This is a genomic window from Pseudomonas sp. TE3895 (genome assembly GCF_056278855.1).
This window is the reverse complement of the sequence record NZ_JBWBQE010000001.1, coordinates 2,834,090-2,850,666: the sequence shown is the minus strand read 5'-3', so window position 1 is coordinate 2,850,666 and position 16,577 is coordinate 2,834,090. Positions and strand designations below refer to the sequence as shown.

Genomic DNA, 16,577 nt, shown 5'->3' with positions numbered 1-16,577 from the left:
TTAGACCAAAGATGTAGTAAGTACAAAAAAGCACTACAAAACATTTGACAGGGTCTTTTTCCCAAGGGCATGATGGCCTCGCTCCCGCTAATCAGGGGCCCTGGCAAGGGCCTTCGAGGCGTACTCCTCCCACCCCTGGAGGCGCCTCGTGTCTATACGGCCCACAAGGCGGTTCGACGGGATTGCGACTGCAACGAAGAAGTTGTCCCGAGGGACGGAAGCGCATCACCGCAGTACTGGCAATCGCGTCGCACCGCAGCAAGGCAACCACGAGCCGACCTGCCGGAGCACACCTTCGCCTGGTCTGCCCACCCTTCCCCTTCGAGCCTTCGCGTTCGCCGCCGCATTCCTGCGAACAGGACAGCCGCCAGGCACCTGATCTGCTCCGAGCATCAGCACAATTAACCCAAGATCGATGCGACGAGGTTTATTTCCATGGCACTGACACGCGAACAGCAAATTGCAGCCCTCGAGAAAGACTGGGCCGAAAACCCGCGCTGGAAAGGCGTGACCCGTACCTACACCGCCGCTGATGTCGTTCGCCTGCGTGGCTCCGTGCAACCTGAGCACACCTTTGCGCGTCAGGGCGCAGAAAAACTGTGGAAGCTGGTCACCGAAGGTGCCCACCCGTCCTTCCGCCCCGAAAAAGATTTCGTCAACTGCATGGGCGCCCTGACTGGCGGCCAGGCTGTACAACAGGTCAAGGCCGGCATCCAGGCCATCTACCTGTCCGGCTGGCAGGTTGCCGCCGACAACAACTCGGCCGAGTCGATGTACCCTGACCAGTCGCTGTACCCGGTCGACTCGGTACCGACCGTGGTCAAGCGCATCAACAACGCATTCCGCCGCGCCGACCAGATCCAGTGGAAAGCCGGCAAAAACCCGGGCGACGAAGGCTACATCGACTACTTCGCGCCCATCGTGGCCGACGCCGAAGCCGGTTTCGGTGGCGTACTGAACGCCTACGAGCTGATGAAGAACATGATCGAAGCAGGCGCCGCCGGCGTGCACTTCGAAGACCAGCTGGCCTCGGTGAAAAAATGCGGCCACATGGGCGGCAAGGTGCTGGTGCCAACTCAGGAAGCCGTACAGAAGCTGGTAGCAGCGCGCCTGGCCGCTGACGTATCGGGCGTGCCGACCATCATCCTGGCTCGTACCGACGCCAACGCCGCCGACCTGCTGACCAGCGACTGCGACCCGTACGACCAGCCGTTCGTGGTTGGCGAGCGCACCCGCGAAGGCTTCTACAAGGTACGCGCCGGCCTCGATCAGGCCATTGCCCGCGGCCTGGCCTACGCCCCGTACGCCGACCTGATCTGGTGCGAAACTGCCAAGCCAGACCTGGACGAAGCCCGCCGCTTCGCCGAGGCGATCAAGAAGGAGTACCCGGACCAGATCCTGTCGTACAACTGCTCGCCTTCCTTCAACTGGAAGAAAAACCTGGACGACGCCACCATCGCCAAGTTCCAGCGCGAATTGTCGGCCATGGGTTACAAGCATCAGTTCATCACCCTGGCTGGCATCCACAACATGTGGCACGGCATGTTCAACCTGGCGCACGACTACGCCCGCAACGACATGACCGCCTACGTGAAGCTGCAGGAGCAGGAATTCGCTGACGCCAGCAAGGGCTACACCTTCGTGGCGCACCAGCAGGAAGTGGGCACTGGCTACTTCGACGACATGACCACCGTGATCCAGGGCGGCGCTTCGTCGGTGACTGCACTGACCGGCTCGACCGAGGAAGAGCAGTTCCACTGATAGCGGGTTGCGGTTGAACAAAGGCCCGGGACTTGTAAAAGCTCCGGGCCTTTGTTTTTACCCGAGCAAGGGCCGGGCCTGCTGGCCAATTTTTACCAGCCGTTCACCGTTGCCGCCGCTACCGTATTCGCGGGTAAACCCGCTCCTACGCTGATCGGGAGGAGACACACATCGGCGATTGGGCGCAGGCCGCTGCAGGAACGGGTTCACCCGCGAAAGGGCCGGTACAGGCCACAACAAAACCCCGGATCAGGGCTATGCTTGTGGCAGCCCAGCAGCAAGGACCACCCATGCCTCGTCCAAGCCACCTGATGATTCTCGCCCTGACCGCCGCTGCCCTCTATCTATATGCACTGGCCAGCGACAACACCCTGCTCGCCCTCATGACCAAACCCATCCCGGTGCTGGCCTTGATTGCCTGGCTGCGCAGCACCCCGGTTTCGCCTTATCGCACATGGATCTCGATCGGCCTGGCCTTCTCGGTACTCGGCGACATCCTGCTGGCCATCCCCGCCGACCTGTTCGTATTCGGCTTGGCTGCTTTCCTTTGTGCCCACCTTGCTTACCTGCGCGGCTATTGCGGCATTACCCTGCGCCCCGCCCTGCCCGCACTGATCTTCAGCGCAATCACAGGCATCGCGCTGCTCGGTGTACTGGCCAGCCACGGCCTCGGCCCGTTGCTGATCCCGGTAGCACTCTACGCCCTGGCCATCAGCGCCATGCTCTGGCGCGCACTGGCCTGCGGGGGAGTGGCAGCACTGGGTGCCGGCCTGTTCGTGTTCTCCGACAGCCTGATCGGCATCGACCGCTTCGTCAGCCCGTTCGCCGCCGCACCGTACCTGATCATCCTCGCCTACTGGCTCGGCCAATGGGCCATCGCTTCATCAGTCGGTCATCGCTCAACCGATAAAGTATTGACCCAGAGCGGTGCGCGCAGGACCGAGAGCTGCTAGAACAAGGGTTTTTTGCAATTGCAAGTAGGGGGAATCGCCAGGTGAACTTTACAAGGCACAGAAGAGCCAAATTCAACGGCAGCAGCTCAAATGATATTAATTATCATTACAGGACTTGCAATTCGTTACCTGCAGCAAGAAACATAATTAACAAAACCGCGCGTAATGCCCGAATTTCAAGGCTCTCAGCCAGTTACGAACGGTTTTTGTACTTAATCCTACGAATAAATTTGCGACAGAAATTTTACTTGCACCAGGTTTACCCATAAAATCAGCGCGATTGATCCGGCTGCGACATTTGGTCACTGCATGTGCGACGCCAAGTCGCCGCTCTACACTTATTTCAGACTGCAGAGCTGGGTCTCTGTATAAGGATTTCTAGCATGTCCGATTCGGCAGGACTCATCGCCCACAACTGGGGCTTTGCCATCTTCCTCCTGGGTGTCGTCGGCCTGTGCGCCTTCATGCTCGGCCTGTCCAGCCTGCTCGGTAGCAAGGCTTGGGGCCGCGCCAAGAACGAACCCTTCGAATCCGGCATGCTGCCCGTCGGCAGCGCGCGCCTGCGCCTGTCCGCCAAATTCTATCTGGTCGCGATGCTGTTCGTGATCTTCGATATCGAAGCCCTCTTTCTCTTTGCATGGTCTGTGTCCGTCCGCGAAAGCGGCTGGACCGGATTCGTCGAAGCACTCGTTTTCATAGCAATTCTGTTGGCAGGTCTTGTCTACCTATGGCGCGTCGGGGCACTTGATTGGGCTCCCGAAGGTCGCCGCAAGCGGCAAGCGAAGCTGAAACAATGAGGCTTTGGCATGCAATACAATCTCACCAGAATCGATCCGGATGCGCCCAACGAGCAGTACCCGGTCGGTGAACGGGAAACCGTCACCGATCAACTGCTAGAGGACCAGGTCCACAAGAACATCTTCATGGGCAAACTTGAAGATGTGCTGCGTGGCGCGGTCAATTGGGGCCGCAAGAACTCCCTCTGGCCGTACAACTTCGGCCTGTCCTGCTGCTACGTGGAAATGACCACGGCCTTCACGGCACCCCACGACATCGCCCGCTTCGGCGCCGAAGTCATCCGGGCCTCGCCGCGTCAGGCCGACTTCATGGTCATCGCCGGTACCTGCTTCGTGAAGATGGCGCCGATCATCCAGCGCCTGTACGAGCAGATGCTCGAACCAAAATGGGTCATTTCCATGGGCTCGTGCGCCAACTCCGGTGGCATGTACGACATCTACTCGGTCGTTCAGGGGGTCGACAAGTTCCTCCCCGTGGACGTCTATGTGCCTGGCTGCCCGCCACGCCCTGAGGCTTTCCTGCAAGGCTTGATGCTGTTGCAGGAGTCGATCGGCCAAGAACGACGCCCGCTTTCCTGGGTTGTTGGTGATCAAGGTATTTACCGTGCCGAGATGCCAGCCCAGAAAGACCTGCGTCGTGAGCAGCGCATTGCAGTAACCAACCTGCGCAGCCCCGACGAAGTCTGATCCAGCGACCTGCCGCCCGCTCCCGAAGGAGCCGGCGGCCTGGCTTCATTCTTAACGTTGACCCAAAGCGACCGAGACCATGACAGCGGACAACGCTATTTTCATTCCGCCCTACAAGGCTGACGACCAGGATGTGGTCGTCGAACTGAACAACCGTTTTGGCGCCGAAGCATTCGTCGCCCAGGAGACCCGCACCGGCATGCCCGTGCTGTGGGTAAAACGCGCCCAGCTCAAAGAGGTGCTCAGCTTCCTGCGCGGCGTCGCCAAGCCTTACAGCATGCTGTACGACCTGCATGGCGTCGACGAGCGCCTGCGCACCCAGCGCCGCGGCCTGCCAGCCGCCGATTTCAGCGTGTTCTACCACCTGTTGTCGATCGAGCGTAACAGCGATGTGATGATCAAGGTGTCGCTCAGCGAAGGCGACCTGAACCTGCCGACCGTGACGGGCATCTGGCCAAACGCCAACTGGTACGAGCGCGAAGTCTGGGACATGTTCGGCATCGACTTTGCCGGCCACCCGCACCTCAGCCGCATCATGATGCCGCCGACCTGGGAAGGTCACCCGCTGCGCAAGGACTACCCTGCCCGTGCGACCGAGTTCGACCCCTACAGCCTGACCCTGGCCAAGCAGCAGCTTGAAGAGGAATCGGCACGCTTCAACCCGGAAGCCTGGGGCATGAAACGTCAGGGCGCCAACGAGGACTACATGTTCCTCAACCTCGGCCCCAACCACCCTTCGGCGCACGGTGCGTTCCGTATCGTCCTGCAGCTGGACGGTGAAGAAATCGTCGACTGCGTACCGGACATCGGCTACCACCACCGTGGTGCCGAAAAAATGGCCGAGCGCCAGTCCTGGCACAGCTTCATCCCCTATACCGACCGTATCGATTACCTCGGCGGGGTGATGAACAACCTGCCGTACGTGCTTGCGGTAGAGAAGCTGGCCGGCATCAAGGTGCCGCAGAAGGTCGACGTGATTCGCATCATGCTGGCCGAGTTCTTCCGCATCACCAGCCACCTGCTGTTCCTGGGTACCTACATCCAGGACGTCGGCGCCATGACCCCGGTGTTCTTCACCTTCACCGACCGCCAGCGCGCCTACACCGTGATCGAAGCGATCACCGGTTTCCGCCTGCACCCGGCCTGGTACCGCATCGGTGGCGTCGCCCACGACCTGCCACGTGGCTGGGACAAGCTGGTCAAGGACTTTGTCGAGTGGCTGCCCAAGCGCCTCGACGAATACACCAAGGCCGCCCTGCAAAACAGCATCCTCAAGGGCCGTACCATCGGCGTTGCCGCGTACAACACCAAGGAAGCGCTGGAATGGGGCACCACCGGTGCCGGCTTGCGTGCCACCGGTTGCAACTTCGACCTGCGTAAAGCCCGTCCTTACTCCGGCTACGAAAACTTCGAGTTCGAAGTACCGCTGGCCCACAACGGCGATGCCTACGATCGCTGCATGGTCCGTGTCGAGGAGATGCGTCAGAGTATCCGCATCATCGACCAGTGCCTGCGCAACATGCCGGAAGGCCCGTACAAGGCGGATCACCCGCTGACCACGCCGCCGCCGAAAGAGCGCACCCTGCAGCACATCGAAACCCTGATCACGCACTTCCTGCAAGTCTCGTGGGGCCCGGTCATGCCGGCCAACGAGTCGTTCCAGATGATCGAAGCGACCAAGGGCATCAACAGTTACTACCTGACGAGCGATGGCGGCACCATGAGCTACCGCACCCGGATCCGCACCCCGAGCTACCCGCACCTGCAGCAGATCCCTTCGGTGATCAAAGGCAGCATGGTTGCCGACCTCATTGCGTACCTGGGCAGTATCGACTTCGTTATGGCTGACGTGGACCGCTAAGCATGAACAGCACGCTTATCCAGACAGACCGTTTCGCCCTGAGCGAAACCGAGCGCTCGGCCATCGAGCACGAAATGCATCACTACGAGGACCCGCGCGCGGCGTCCATCGAAGCCCTGAAGATCGTCCAGAAGGAGCGTGGCTGGGTGCCGGACGGCGCCATTCACGCCATCGGCGAAGTGCTGGGCATTCCGGCCAGCGACGTCGAGGGTGTCGCCACCTTCTACAGCCAGATCTTCCGCCAACCGGTCGGCCGCCACATCATCCGCGTGTGCGACAGCATGGTCTGCTACATCGGCGGCCATGAGTCGGTGGTCAGCCAGATCCAGAGCGAGCTGGGCATCGGCCTCGGCCAGACCACCGCCGACGGCCGTTTCACCCTGCTGCCCGTGTGCTGCCTGGGCAACTGCGACAAGGCCCCGGCACTGATGATCGACGACGACACCTTCGGTGACGTGCAGCCGGCTGGCGTTTCCAAACTGCTGGAGGGTTACGTATGACCATTACTTCCTTCGGCCCGGCCAACCGCATCGCGCGCTCGGCCGAAACCCACCCGCTGACCTGGCGCCTGCGTGACGACGGCGAGCCGGTCTGGCTGGCCGAGTACGAATCGAAGAACGGCTACGCCGCAGCCCGCAAGGCGCTGGCGCAAATGTCCGCCGACGACATCGTGCAGAGCGTCAAGGACTCCGGCCTCAAAGGCCGTGGCGGCGCAGGCTTCCCCACTGGCGTGAAGTGGGGCCTGATGCCCAAAGACGAATCCATGAACATCCGCTACCTGCTGTGCAACGCGGACGAAATGGAGCCGAACACCTGGAAGGACCGCATGCTGATGGAGCAACAGCCCCATCTGCTGGTCGAGGGCATGCTGATCAGCGCCCGCGCCCTGAAGGCCTACCGCGGTTACATCTTCCTGCGTGGCGAGTACACCACCGCAGCGAAGAACCTCAACCGCGCCATCGATGAAGCCAAGGCCGCCGGCCTGCTGGGCAAGAACATCCTGGGCAGCGGTTTCGATTTCGAGCTGTTCGTGCACACCGGCGCCGGCCGCTACATCTGCGGTGAAGAAACCGCGCTGATCAACTCGCTGGAAGGCCGCCGCGCCAACCCGCGCTCCAAGCCGCCCTTCCCTGCCGCCGTTGGCGTGTGGGGCAAGCCGACGTGCGTGAACAACGTCGAAACCCTGTGCAACGTCCCGGCCATCGTCGCCAACGGCAACGACTGGTACAAGTCGCTAGCCCGCGAAGGCAGCGAAGACCATGGCACCAAGCTGATGGGCTTCTCCGGCAAGGTAAAGAACCCAGGCCTATGGGAACTGCCATTTGGCGTTACCGCGCGCGAATTGTTCGAAGACTACGCCGGTGGCATGCGCGATGGCTTCAAGCTCAAGTGCTGGCAACCAGGCGGCGCCGGTACCGGCTTCCTGCTGCCTGAGCACCTCGATGCGCAAATGTATGCCGGTGGCATCGCCAAGGTCGGCACCCGTATGGGTACTGGCTTGGCCATGGCGGTCGACGACAGCATCAACATGGTGTCGCTGCTGCGCAACATGGAAGAGTTCTTCGCCCGCGAATCGTGCGGCTGGTGCACACCATGCCGTGACGGCCTGCCGTGGAGCGTGAAGATGCTGCGTGCACTGGAAAGAGGCCAAGGCCGCGCCGAAGACATCGAGACGCTGCTGGGGCTGGTCAACTTCCTCGGCCCAGGCCGTACCTTCTGTGCTCACGCACCGGGTGCCGTCGAGCCGCTGGGCAGTGCCATCAAATACTTCCGCTCGGAGTTCGAGGCCGGTGTGGCGCCAGAAAGCGCTGCCACCCTGCGCCCCGACCTGGCGAAGCCGATCGTGGTCGGCGCATAACAAGATGATTAGGCGGGTGGTCCGTGCCACTCGCCAGCTTACCGGCAGGCCCGAGCAATCGAGGCGTGTCGCAAGCTCACCGATTTCCATTAGCCACGCCCGCTCACGCGGGCCAACGAAGAACTTTGAACAATGGCCACTATCCACGTAGACGGCAAAGCGCTCGAAGTCAACGGTGCAGACAACCTGTTACAGGCGTGTCTGTCGCTCGGCCTCGACATCCCTTATTTCTGCTGGCACCCGGCGCTTGGTAGCGTTGGCGCCTGCCGGCAGTGCGCAGTCAAGCAGTACACCGACGAGAACGACACCCGTGGTCGTATCGTCATGTCCTGCATGACCCCTGCTTCCGACGGCACCTGGATCTCCATCGACGACGACGAGTCGAAGGCGTTCCGCGCCAGCGTCGTCGAATGGCTGATGACCAACCACCCGCACGACTGCCCGGTGTGCGAGGAAGGCGGTCACTGCCACCTGCAGGACATGACGGTAATGACCGGCCACAACGAGCGCCGCTACCGTTTCACCAAGCGTACCCACCAGAACCAGGACCTCGGCCCGTTCATCGCCCATGAGATGAACCGCTGCATCGCCTGCTACCGCTGCGTGCGCTATTACAAGGACTACGCCGGTGGTACCGACCTGGGCGTCTACGGCGCCCACGACAACGTGTACTTCGGCCGCGTCGAAGACGGTGTGCTGGAAAGCGAGTTCTCCGGCAACCTGACCGAGGTCTGCCCGACCGGCGTATTCACCGACAAGACCCACTCCGAGCGCTACAACCGCAAGTGGGACATGCAGTTCGCCCCAAGCATCTGCCATGGCTGCTCCAGCGGCTGCAACATCAGCCCGGGTGAGCGCTACGGCGAACTGCGCCGTATCGAAAACCGCTTCAACGGTTCGGTCAACCAGTACTTCCTGTGCGACCGCGGCCGCTTCGGCTATGGCTACGTCAACCGCAAGGACCGCCCGCGCCAGCCACAACTGGCCGACGGCACCAAGCTGGGCCTGGACGCCGCCCTGGACAAGGCCGCCGACCTGCTGCGCGGCCGTACCATCGTCGGTATCGGCTCGCCACGCGCCAGCCTCGAAAGCAACTACGGCCTGCGTGAGCTGGTCGGCGCCGAGTACTTCTACTCGGGCATGGAAGCTGGCGAACTGGCCCGCGTACGCCTGGCCCTGAACGTGCTGAACAACAGCCCGCTGCCCGTGCCGACCCTGCGCGACATCGAAGACCACGACGCCGTGTTCGTGCTCGGTGAAGACCTGACCCAGACCGCTGCCCGCGTTGCCCTGGCCGTGCGCCAGGCCACCAAAGGCAAGGCCGAGGCCATGGCCGAAGCGATGAAAGTGCAGCCTTGGCTCGACGCTGCTGTGAAGAACATTGGCCAGCACGCGCTGTACCCGCTGTTCATCGCATCCCTGGCTGAAACCAAGCTGGACGACGTCGCCGAAGAGTGCGTACACGCCGCGCCGGCCGACCTGGCCCGCATCGGTTTCGCCGTGGCCCACGCCATCGACCCGAGCGCCCCTGCCGTCGCCGGCCTGGACGACGAAGCCAAGGCCCTGGCCCAGCGCATCGCCGACGCCCTGGTTGCCGCCAAGCGCCCACTGGTCGTAGCCGGTACTTCGCTGGCCGAGCCGGCGCTGATCGAAGCCGCCGCCAACATCGCCAAGGCCCTGAAGCTGCGCGAGAAAAACGGCTCGCTGAGCCTGGTGGTGCCTGAGGCCAACAGCATCGGCCTGGCCATGCTCGGCGGCGAGTCGGTCGATGCCGCCCTGGACGCGGTCATCAGCGGCAAAGCTGACGCCATCGTCGTGCTGGAAAACGATCTGTACGCCCGCGTACCGGCCGCCAAGGTCGACGCAGCCCTGGCTGCGGCCAAGGTGGTGATCGTTGCCGACCACTCCAAAACTGCCACCGTCGACCGCGCCCACCTGGTGCTGCCGGCCGCCTCGTTCGCCGAGGGTGACGGTACCCTGGTCAGCCAGGAAGGCCGTGCCCAGCGCTTCTTCCAGGTGTTCGACCCGCAGTACCTGGACAGCAGCATCCAGATCCACGAAGGCTGGCGCTGGATGCACGCCCTGCGTGCCACCCTGCTGAACAAGCCGGTCGACTGGACCCAGCTGGACCACGTCACCAGCGCCTGCGCCGAAGCCGCCCCGCAACTGGCCGGCATCGTCAACGCCGCGCCAAGCGCCGCGTTCCGCATCAAGGGCATGAAGCTGGCCCGTGAGCCGCTGCGCTACTCCGGCCGTACCGCCATGCGTGCCAACATCAGTGTGCACGAGCCGCGCACCCCGCAAGACAAGGACACCGCGTTCGCCTTCTCCATGGAAGGCTACTCGGGTTCGGCCGAACCGCGCCAGCAGGTGCCGTTCGCCTGGTCGCCGGGCTGGAACTCCCCACAAGCCTGGAACAAGTTTCAGGACGAGGTCGGTGGCCACCTGCGTGCCGGTGACCCCGGCGTACGCCTGATCGAATCGCAAGGCGACCGCCTGAACTGGTTCAACACCATTCCGGGGGCCTTCAACCCGGCCCGTGGCACCTGGACTGCCGTGCCGTTCTTCCACCTGTTCGGCAGCGAAGAAAGCTCCTCGCGCGCCGCTCCGGTTCAAGAACGCATCCCGGCTGCCTACGTGGCCCTGGCCAAGTCCGAAGCCGACCGCCTGGGCGTCAACGAGGGTGCCCTGCTGAGCCTGAACGTCGCCGGTGTGGCCCTGCGCCTGCCGCTGCGTATCAATGAAGAGCTGGGCGCTGGCCTGGTCGCGCTGCCGAAAGGCCTGGCTGGCATTCCGCCTGCCATCTTCGGTGCATCCGTCGAAGGTCTGCAGGAGGCAGCACAATGAGCTGGTTCACCCCCGAAGTGATCGATGTGATCCTCACCGTGCTGCGGGCCATCGTGGTCCTGCTGGCCGTGGTGGTCTGCGGTGCGCTGCTCAGCTTCGTCGAGCGCCGCCTGCTGGGCTGGTGGCAGGACCGTTACGGTCCGAACCGCGTCGGCCCGTTCGGCATGTTCCAGATCGCTGCCGACATGCTGAAGATGTTCTTCAAGGAAGACTGGAACCCACCCTTCGTCGATCGCGTGATCTTCACCCTGGCACCGGTAGTGGCTATGAGCGCCCTGCTGATCGCCTTCGTGGTCATCCCGATCACCCCGACCTGGGGCGTTGCCGACCTGAACATCGGCCTGCTGTTCTTCTTCGCCATGGCCGGCCTGTCGGTCTACGCGGTGCTGTTCGCCGGCTGGTCGTCGAACAACAAGTACGCCCTGCTGGGCAGCTTGCGTGCTTCGGCACAGACCGTGTCGTACGAAGTGTTCCTGGGCCTGGCGCTGATGGGCGTGGTGGTGCAGGTGGGCTCGTTCAACATGCGCGACATCGTTGAGTACCAGGCGCAGAACCTGTGGTTCATCATTCCGCAGTTCTTCGGCTTCTGCACCTTCTTCATCGCTGGCGTCGCCGTGACTCACCGTCACCCGTTCGACCAGCCGGAAGCAGAACAGGAACTGGCCGACGGCTACCACATCGAGTATGCCGGCATGAAGTGGGGCATGTTCTTCGTCGGTGAGTACATCGGCATCATCCTCATCTCGGCGCTGCTGGTAACCCTGTTCTTCGGCGGCTGGCACGGCCCGTTCGGCATCCTGCCGCAACTGTCGTTCCTGTGGTTCGCCCTGAAGACCGCGTTCTTCATCATGCTGTTCATCCTGCTGCGCGCCTCGATCCCGCGCCCACGCTATGACCAGGTGATGGACTTCAGCTGGAAGTTCTGCCTGCCGCTGACCCTGATCAATTTGCTGGTGACCGCTGCGATCGTGCTCTACAACACGCCAGCCGTCGCGGCCCAGTGAGGATTTGACCCATGTTCAAGTATATCGGCGACATCGTTAAGGGCACCGGCACCCAGCTGCGCAGCCTGGCAATGGTGTTCTCCCACGGGTTCCGCAAGCGCGACACCCTGCAGTACCCCGAAGAACCCGTGTACCTGCCGCCGCGCTACCGCGGCCGCATCGTCCTCACCCGCGACCCCGATGGCGAGGAGCGCTGCGTAGCGTGCAACCTCTGCGCGGTGGCCTGCCCGGTTGGCTGCATTTCGCTGCAGAAGGCCGAGACAGAGGACGGCCGCTGGTACCCGGAGTTCTTCCGCATCAACTTCTCGCGTTGCATTTTCTGCGGCCTGTGTGAAGAAGCGTGCCCGACCACCGCAATCCAGCTGACTCCGGATTTCGAAATGGCCGAGTTCAAGCGTCAGGACCTGGTGTACGAGAAAGAAGATCTGCTGATCTCCGGCCCCGGCAAGAACCCTGACTACAACTTCTACCGTGTTGCGGGTATGGCAATCGCTGGCAAGCCGAAGGGCTCTGCACAGAACGAAGCCGAGCCGATCAACGTGAAGAGCTTGCTCCCATAAGGACAGAAAGATGGAATTCGCTTTCTACTTCGCATCCGGGATCGCCGTGGTCTCCACCCTTCGGGTGGTAACTGGCACCAACCCCGTGCACGCCTTGCTTTACCTGATCATTTCGCTGATTTCCGTGGCCATGATCTTCTTCGCCCTGGGTGCGCCGTTTGCCGGCGCCCTGGAAGTGATCGCCTACGCCGGCGCCATCATGGTGCTGTTCGTGTTCGTGGTGATGATGCTCAACCTCGGGCCGGCTTCGGTCGCCCAGGAACGGGGCTGGCTCAAGCCCGGCATCTGGGCCGGGCCGGTAATCCTCGGCGCCCTGCTGCTGGCGGAGCTGCTGTACGTGCTGTTCGTCACCCCGAGTGGCGCCGGCATCAGCGGTACCACCGTGGGCCCGAAAGCCGTGGGCATCAGCCTGTTCGGCCCGTACCTGCTGGTGGTCGAACTGGCGTCGATGCTGCTGCTGGCTGCAGCCGTCACCGCCTTCCACCTGGGCCGCAACGAGGCGAAGGAGTAAATCATGGGTGCTATCCCTCTCGAACATGGTCTGGCGGTCGCCGGCATCCTGTTCTGCTTAGGTCTGGTTGGCCTGATGGTCCGCCGCAACATCCTCTTCGTGCTCATGAGCCTGGAAGTCATGATGAACGCCTCTGCCCTGGCGTTCGTCGTCGCCGGTGCCCGTTGGGTCCAGCCCGACGGCCAGGTGATGTTCATTCTGGTGATCAGCCTGGCAGCCGCCGAGGCCAGCATTGGCCTGGCCATCCTGCTGCAGCTGTATCGCCGCTTCCACACTCTCGACATCGATGCTGCCAGTGAGATGCGCGGATGAACCTTCTCTTCCTGACTTTCGTCTTTCCCCTCATCGGCTTCCTGCTGCTGTCGTTCTCGCGTGGACGGTTCTCGGAGAACCTGTCCGCCCTGATCGGCGTCGGCTCGGTAGGTCTGTCGGCCGCCACCGCCGCTTACGTCATCTGGCAGTTCAACGTCGCCCCGCCTGAGGGCGGCGCGTACAGCCAGCTGCTGTGGCAGTGGATGTCGGTGGACGGCTTCGCGCCGAACTTCACCCTGTACCTGGACGGCCTGTCGGTCACCATGCTCGGTGTGGTGACCGGTGTCGGCTTCCTGATCCACCTGTTCGCATCCTGGTACATGCGTGGCGAAGCTGGCTACTCGCGCTTCTTCTCGTACACCAACCTGTTCATCGCCAGCATGCTGTTCCTGATCCTTGGCGATAACCTGCTGTTCATCTACTTCGGCTGGGAAGGCGTGGGCCTGTGCTCGTACCTGTTGATCGGTTTCTACTACAGCAACCGCAACAACGGTAACGCGGCACTCAAGGCATTCATCGTCACCCGTATCGGCGACGTGTTCATGGCCATCGGCCTGTTCATCCTGTTCGCCCAGCTGGGCACCCTGAACGTGCAGGAACTGCTGGTGCTGGCACCGCAGAAGTTCCAGGCTGGCGACACCTGGATGGTGCTGGCCACGCTGATGCTGCTGGGTGGTGCGGTCGGTAAATCGGCACAGCTGCCACTGCAGACCTGGCTGGCCGACGCCATGGCGGGCCCGACTCCGGTTTCGGCACTGATCCACGCCGCAACCATGGTGACCGCGGGCGTGTACCTGATCGCCCGTACCAACGGCCTGTTCCTGCTGGCGCCGGACATCCTGCACCTTGTAGGTGTGGTCGGTGGCGTGACCCTGGTACTGGCAGGCTTCGCTGCGCTGGTACAGACCGATATCAAGCGTATCCTCGCCTACTCGACCATGAGCCAGATCGGCTACATGTTCCTGGCTCTGGGCGTGGGTGCCTGGGACGCGGCGATCTTCCACCTGATGACCCACGCCTTCTTCAAGGCCCTGCTGTTCCTTGCCTCCGGTGCGGTGATCGTTGCCTGCCACCACGAGCAGAACATCTTCAAGATGGGCGGCCTGTGGAAGAAGCTGCCGCTGGCCTACGCCAGCTTCGTGGTCGGTGGTGCGGCACTGGCGGCCCTGCCGATCGTGACCGTGGGCTTCTACTCCAAGGACGAGATCCTCTGGGAAGCCTTCGCCAGCGGCAACACCGGCCTGCTGTATGCCGGCCTGGTAGGCGCGTTCATGACCTCGCTGTACACCTTCCGCCTGATCTTCATCGCCTTCCACGGCGAAGCCAAGACCGAAGCCCACGCGGGCCACGGCATCAGCCACTGGCTGCCGCTGGGCGTGCTGATCGTGCTGTCGACCTTCGTCGGCGCCTGGATCACCCCGCCGCTGGCCGGTGTGCTGCCAGAAAGCGCCGGCCATGCCGGTGGCGAAGCCAAGCACGCGCTGGAGATCACCTCGGGTGCCATCGCCATCGCCGGTATCCTGCTGGCCGCCCTGCTGTTCCTGGGCAAGCGCCGCTTCGTCAGCGCCGTCGCCAACAGTGGCATCGGTCGCGTCCTGTCGGCCTGGTGGTTCGCTGCCTGGGGCTTCGACTGGATCTACGACAAGCTTTTCGTCAAACCGTACCTGCTGATCAGCCACATCCTGCGCAAGGACCCGGTTGACCGCACCATCGGCCTGATTCCTCGGATGGCGCGTGGCGGCCACGTGGCCATGAGCAAGACCGAGACTGGCCAACTGCGCTGGTACACCGCCTCTATCGCCGTGGGTGCCGTGCTGTTGCTCGGTGCCGTGGTAGTGGCTGCGGTATGACTATGAATCTTGCGACTTTGCCAAAGGAAACCAACCCGTCATGATTTTGCCTTGGCTGATCCTGATCCCCTTCATCGGCGGCTTCCTGTGCTGGCTGGGTGAGCGCTTCGGCGCCACCCTGCCGCGCTGGATCGCGCTGCTTACCATGTCCCTGCTGCTTGGCATCGGCCTGTGGCTGTGGGGTACCGGCGACTACACCCTTGCTCCCGCCCCGGGCGCCGAACCGGCCTGGGCCCTGGAATACAAAGTCCAGTGGATCCAGCGCTTCGGCATCAGCATCCATCTGGCACTTGATGGCCTGTCGCTGCTGATGATCCTGCTCACCGGCCTGCTCGGTGTGCTGTCGGTACTGTGTTCCTGGAAAGAGATCCAGCGCCACGTCGGCTTCTTCCACCTCAACCTGATGTGGATCCTCGGCGGCGTGGTCGGTGTGTTCCTGGCCCTGGACCTGTTCCTGTTCTTCTTCTTCTGGGAAATGATGCTGGTGCCGATGTACTTCCTCATCGCGCTCTGGGGTCACAGCTCGGCAGACGGCAAGAAGACCCGGATCTACGCGGCGACCAAGTTCTTCATCTTCACCCAGGCCAGCGGCCTGATCATGCTGGTGGCGATCCTGGGCCTGGTGCTGGTCAACTACAACACCACTGGCGTGCTCACCTTCAACTACAGCGACCTGCTCAAGGCCGAGCTGCCTGCCGGTGTCGAGTACGTGCTGATGCTGGGCTTCTTCATCGCCTTCGCGGTGAAGCTGCCGGTGGTGCCGTTCCACTCCTGGCTGCCTGACGCTCACGCCCAGGCACCGACCGCAGGCTCGGTGGACCTGGCGGGTATCTTGCTGAAGACAGCGGCCTACGGCCTGCTGCGCTTCGCCCTGCCGCTGTTCCCGAACGCCTCGGCCGAGTTCGCGCCGATCGCCATGACCCTGGGCCTGATCGGTATCTTCTACGGTGCCTTCCTGGCCTTCGCACAAACCGACATCAAGCGCCTGATCGCCTTCTCCAGCGTCTCGCACATGGGCTTCGTGCTGATCGGTATCTACTCCGGCAGCCAGCAGGCCCTGCAAGGTGCGGTGATCCAGATGCTGGCCCACGGCCTGTCGGCTGCGGCACTGTTCATCCTGTCCGGCCAGCTGTACGAGCGCCTGCACACCCGTGACATGCGCCAGATGGGTGGCCTGTGGCACCGCATCGCGTACCTGCCGGCCATCAGCCTGTTCTTCGCAGCGGCATCGCTGGGCCTGCCAGGCACCGGCAACTTCGTCGGCGAGTTCCTGATCCTGATCGGCAGCTTCGTTCATGTACCGTGGATCACCGTGATTGCCACCACCGGCCTGGTGTTCGGTTCGGTGTACTCGCTGATCATGATCCACCGCGCCTACTTCGGCCCGGCCAAGACCGACACCGTGCTGGCCGGCATGGACGGTCGCGAACTGATCATGGTTCTGGGTCTGGCGGTATTGCTGATCCTGCTGGGCGTGTATCCGCAGCCGTTCCTCGACACCTCTGCCGCCACCATGAGCGGTGTGCAGCAGTGGCTCGGATCCGCTTTCACTCAACTCGCTTCGGCCCGGTAAGAG

The 16,577-nt window shown here is 62.7% G+C and carries 14 protein-coding genes; all 14 read left to right on the top strand.

What is annotated here, in order from left to right; genetic code table 11:
• Positions 1-435: 435 nt before the first annotated feature.
• The 14 genes from aceA to nuoM all read left to right on the top strand — a co-directional run bounded on the left by aceA (position 436) and on the right by nuoM (position 16,574).
• Complete coding sequence (gene aceA / locus ACZ889_RS12730; protein WP_012051772.1) at positions 436-1,761, top strand: isocitrate lyase; 1,326 nt, start codon at positions 436-438, stop codon at positions 1,759-1,761.
• Between the two features lie 290 nt (positions 1,762-2,051).
• Complete coding sequence (locus tag ACZ889_RS12725) at positions 2,052-2,714, top strand: lysoplasmalogenase (protein WP_047603429.1); 663 nt, start codon at positions 2,052-2,054, stop codon at positions 2,712-2,714.
• 383 nt (positions 2,715-3,097) lie between these two features.
• Positions 3,098-3,511 carry an NADH-quinone oxidoreductase subunit A gene (locus tag ACZ889_RS12720; RefSeq protein WP_003251427.1) on the top strand — a complete coding sequence of 138 codons (414 nt, stop codon included), beginning with the start codon at positions 3,098-3,100 and terminating at the stop codon, positions 3,509-3,511.
• A gap of 9 nt (positions 3,512-3,520) precedes the next feature.
• Complete coding sequence (locus tag ACZ889_RS12715; RefSeq protein ID WP_003251429.1) at positions 3,521-4,198, top strand: NuoB/complex I 20 kDa subunit family protein; 678 nt, start codon at positions 3,521-3,523, stop codon at positions 4,196-4,198.
• Positions 4,199-4,277: 79 nt separating this feature from the next.
• On the top strand, positions 4,278-6,059 hold the full coding sequence (gene nuoC, locus ACZ889_RS12710) for an NADH-quinone oxidoreductase subunit C/D (RefSeq protein ID WP_003251431.1): 1,782 nt from the start codon (positions 4,278-4,280) through the stop codon (positions 6,057-6,059).
• A 2-nt stretch (positions 6,060-6,061) separates the two neighbouring features.
• Complete coding sequence (gene nuoE / locus ACZ889_RS12705; protein WP_003251433.1) at positions 6,062-6,559, top strand: NADH-quinone oxidoreductase subunit NuoE; 498 nt, start codon at positions 6,062-6,064, stop codon at positions 6,557-6,559.
• The gene (gene nuoF, locus ACZ889_RS12700; protein ID WP_020192000.1) at positions 6,556-7,917 is read left to right on the top strand and encodes an NADH-quinone oxidoreductase subunit NuoF; all 1,362 of its coding nucleotides are present in this window, start codon (positions 6,556-6,558) and stop codon (positions 7,915-7,917) included. The genes nuoE and nuoF overlap by 4 nt, the downstream gene beginning before the upstream one ends.
• A 132-nt stretch (positions 7,918-8,049) precedes the next feature.
• A complete protein-coding gene (gene nuoG / locus ACZ889_RS12695) occupies positions 8,050-10,764 on the top strand; it encodes an NADH-quinone oxidoreductase subunit NuoG (protein WP_476257421.1) in 2,715 nt (904 codons plus the stop codon).
• Positions 10,761-11,768: an NADH-quinone oxidoreductase subunit NuoH gene (nuoH, locus tag ACZ889_RS12690; protein ID WP_003251440.1), complete on the top strand. Its 1,008-nt coding sequence runs from the start codon at positions 10,761-10,763 to the stop codon at positions 11,766-11,768. The genes nuoG and nuoH overlap by 4 nt, the downstream gene beginning before the upstream one ends.
• 11 nt (positions 11,769-11,779) lie before the next feature.
• Positions 11,780-12,328, top strand: a complete 549-nt coding sequence (nuoI, locus tag ACZ889_RS12685) for an NADH-quinone oxidoreductase subunit NuoI (protein WP_003251442.1) — start codon at positions 11,780-11,782, stop codon at positions 12,326-12,328.
• A 10-nt stretch (positions 12,329-12,338) separates the two neighbouring features.
• Positions 12,339-12,839, top strand: a complete 501-nt coding sequence (nuoJ, locus tag ACZ889_RS12680; protein ID WP_019438098.1) for an NADH-quinone oxidoreductase subunit J — start codon at positions 12,339-12,341, stop codon at positions 12,837-12,839.
• A 3-nt stretch (positions 12,840-12,842) separates the two neighbouring features.
• Positions 12,843-13,151, top strand: coding sequence for an NADH-quinone oxidoreductase subunit NuoK (nuoK, locus tag ACZ889_RS12675; RefSeq protein WP_003251446.1), 309 nt, complete (start codon positions 12,843-12,845; stop codon positions 13,149-13,151).
• The gene (nuoL, locus tag ACZ889_RS12670; RefSeq protein WP_476257420.1) at positions 13,148-15,001 is read left to right on the top strand and encodes an NADH-quinone oxidoreductase subunit L; all 1,854 of its coding nucleotides are present in this window, start codon (positions 13,148-13,150) and stop codon (positions 14,999-15,001) included. Before nuoK ends, nuoL begins: the two co-directional genes overlap by 4 nt.
• Positions 15,002-15,041: 40 nt before the next feature.
• Positions 15,042-16,574 carry an NADH-quinone oxidoreductase subunit M gene (gene nuoM, locus ACZ889_RS12665; RefSeq protein ID WP_003251448.1) on the top strand — a complete coding sequence of 511 codons (1,533 nt, stop codon included), beginning with the start codon at positions 15,042-15,044 and terminating at the stop codon, positions 16,572-16,574.
• Positions 16,575-16,577 lie beyond the last annotated feature (3 nt).